Source organism: Achromobacter sp. JD-1 (genome assembly GCF_038594925.1).
Classification (GTDB): Bacteria; Pseudomonadota; Gammaproteobacteria; order Burkholderiales; family Burkholderiaceae_B; genus Achromobacter; species Achromobacter spanius_C.
The window spans coordinates 1-2,932 of the sequence record NZ_JBCGCS010000055.1; the positions used below are offsets into that span (position 1 = coordinate 1).

The 2,932-nt window shown below is 62.1% G+C and carries 3 protein-coding genes; all 3 read left to right on the plus strand.

The window, feature by feature from the left end:
- Window positions 1-183 precede the first annotated feature (183 nt).
- Window positions 184-1,203: a P-type DNA transfer ATPase VirB11 gene (virB11, locus tag WBR68_RS31015; RefSeq protein WP_230696218.1), complete on the plus strand. Its 1,020-nt coding sequence runs from the start codon at window positions 184-186 to the stop codon at window positions 1,201-1,203.
- A gap of 361 nt (window positions 1,204-1,564) precedes the next feature.
- Window positions 1,565-1,834 (plus strand): hypothetical protein, encoded by a 270-nt coding sequence (locus WBR68_RS31020; protein WP_230696219.1) that lies wholly within the window; start codon window positions 1,565-1,567, stop codon window positions 1,832-1,834.
- A gap of 64 nt (window positions 1,835-1,898) precedes the next feature.
- The coding region (locus tag WBR68_RS31025; protein ID WP_230696220.1) for a helix-turn-helix domain-containing protein at window positions 1,899-2,932 on the plus strand (1,034 nt) is incomplete at its 3' end.

Sequence of the window (2,932 nt, forward strand, 5' to 3'; positions counted from 1 at the left end):
TGGGAATTTATGTCGCTCGAGATCTGGACTTCAGCTCGGTCTACACGCTCAGATCCGTCGCTCGGTAGCAGCGCGGTCGCGCGCCGCTAATGACGCCTCGCGTACAGACACCTCTTACTCGACCAAGCGCCTGGCCCCCTGACCATTCGGTCGCGGGGCCAGCGTTCATTGACTAGGCATCCCATGAAAGATTCTCACAACGCATCGCCCATCGGCTCGGGCGGTCGTGACACTGCGTTACGCCAGATGATGCGACCCATCTCCGGCTACATGGCAGATGACGCCGTACGCGAGATCACCATTACGCGACCTGGCGTGATTTTTACGCGCTCTCACGGGCAATGGCACGAACGCCATGATCCGAAGCTGACGTTCAGCTTCCTGGAAGCGCTGGTGTCGGCCATGGCCAGCTATAACAACGTCAACTTCAGCCCCATCATGTCGCTGCTGTTACCCGACGGTGAGCGCGCTCAGGTGGCCCAGCCGCCGGCCGTGATCGACGGCACGCTTTCGATCAACATTCGCAAGCACAGCAGCGTCGTGAAGACCTTGGACGAGCTGGCCGCCGAAGGAGCCTTTGCTAACTGGGTCGATGTGAGCGGCCCCATGGGTAGCGCCGACAATCTGACCGAGCACGACAAGGAATTGCTCGACCTCATGAAGGCAGGGGACATTCTTCAGTTTCTTCGACGCGCAGTCATTCAATGCCGCAACATCATTGTCGCGGGCAAGACCGGCTCAGGAAAGACGACGTTTGCACGCAGTCTCATCGACTGCGTGCCATCCTTCGAACGGCTCTTGACCATCGAGGATGTACACGAACTCTTCCTTCCAAACCATCCCAACCGCGTGCACATGATCTACGGCAAAGGTGCTGGCCGGATGTCGGCCACAGAGTGCATCGAGGCCACCATGCGCAGCTCGCCCGATCGGATCTTTCTGTCCGAACTGCGCGGCCCCGAAGCGTGGGACTACCTGAACGCTTTGAACACAGGCCACCCTGGATCAGTGACGACCACCCACGCTAACAGTGCGCGCGATACGTTTGAGCGCGTTGCGCTTCTCGTGAAACAGTCCGCGGCCGGCAACCAGATGGATATCGACACGATTCGGCGCTACCTGTTTTCCACGCTGGACATTTCGCTGTACTTCGCCAACTACAAGCTCACTCAGGTCTATTTCAACCCTGGGCGGGTGCTATGAACAAGCGGATAGATGTCGAACTCCCGTTCACAGGGCCGGTAGGACTGTCAGGTGTTCTGCGGCTTCAGCACGAGTGCGGTAAAGGCAAAACCGCAGTTCTGTCCATGGAGGGCTGTGGCATGAGTGGCGGGGCGACTGGATCCGCAGCACTTACCACAGCCGACATGCACCAGCTTGTGGATGGCTTGATGGACGCGATCCACGCCATCGAACGCGAAGACCGGCTGTCACGCTAACGCCCGTCATAGCCAGCATTGGCGCCTTCTCTGTTTCCTAATCCCAGCGCACCCTCTACTCGGGGCTAGCGCCGCCGGCGGCCGACCATCCAGCGTCCCGCCGTCATTTCCTCCCGGAGACTTCCATGACTCGAGCGAACCGCCAACGCGGCGCGCAGGAAGCACGCACCCGCATGGCCTACAAGATCATGCAAAGCGTCTTCGAACGCTGCCGCGCCGAAGGCCTCACCGACGAAAAAACCCACCAGGCCATCAAGGACGCCTACCCCTGGGGTGAGCGCCGCGCTTGGCCCTACAAGGCGTGGCTGATGGCCCGCCGCGAATTCTATGAAGCACACGGCCTGCCCCTGCGGGCACGCCGCACCATTGCGGAATCATTGGAGACGGACTCGTGACCGGCTCGCGGTACCAGCAAGATCCTTTACCCGGCAATAACTCGCAGCAGCGCAAGGGACGAACATGAGCGTCGAAGCATCCAAATGGGCCAGAATGGCCGACGTCCAGAAATCCTCATCCAAGCTGGTGTTGCTGAACCTGGCACAGCTCGTTCGCTACGATGCCGAGCGCTGGACAGTTTTCGCATCGATCGACTACCTGGCCAAGGTCACCCATCTAAATCGCAAGACGGTTATCGAAGCCCTCGGCCGCCTTCGCGATTTGGGCGCGATCCAGGACACAGGGCGACGAGCGGGCGACAACCGTAGCAGCATCATTTATCGCTTGTGCCCGAATGCAGTCCCCCTGATCGACCTTGCAGCCTCTGGTGCCGTCGCCGGCGGCGAATCGCAGTCGACGCAGCAGGATCTCGCGCTGCAGGACGGGCTTGAGCTCGAGGATGGGGTTGTGCCGCTGGCAGCTCCCGAGGGCGACCGCGGGGCGAATGCCGGCCAAAGCGAGCCGTCAGAGCGGGATGGATCCGCGATCGACGAATCGCTGTTCCCTCCCAAGGGCGACGCCTCGTCGCCGCACTGCGAGGGGACCGACGCGACATTCCTTCCCACGGGCGGATCAATCGATGCAGCGGGCACTGGCGTCAGCGCTGAAGGTCCTCCTACTTCCGATGCCACACGGCATATGCCCACCAGCAGAGCAGCGAAGGGGGGCAGGCGAAAAGGGCGACGACGCGAGCCTGATGGGCGCCCTGCCGGCGCCGGCCCCACCCGGCTTCCAGCAACCTGGACCCTGCCGGAGCGGTGGCGAAGTTGGACGCAGGAGCAGCGGCCGCTTTGGACGCAGGAGAAGATCGACGCAATGGCCGCCACCTTCAGCGCCTACATGCGGTCCAGGCCCGGAGAACTGGGCATGTCACCCGACTGGTTCGAGTCATGGCGGCTCTGGGTTTTCCGGGAACGCGACGCCGGAGAGACGGCGGGTATGGCCTGGCAGAACAGTTGGACCGGCATCGTGGCCACCGGCAAGAAGCTCGGCGTTGAGCAGGCTCCGAACGAGCCGCCGCCCCATTTCAAGGCGCGCGTATTCCTCGCCGCCGGACT

Coding starts and splice junctions, on each gene's coding strand:
- virB11 (WP_230696218.1), top strand. CDS start 184: ATGAAAGATTCTCACAACGCATCGCCCATCGGCTCGGGCGGTCGTGAC.
- WBR68_RS31020 (WP_230696219.1), top strand. CDS start 1,565: ATGACTCGAGCGAACCGCCAACGCGGCGCGCAGGAAGCACGCACCCGC.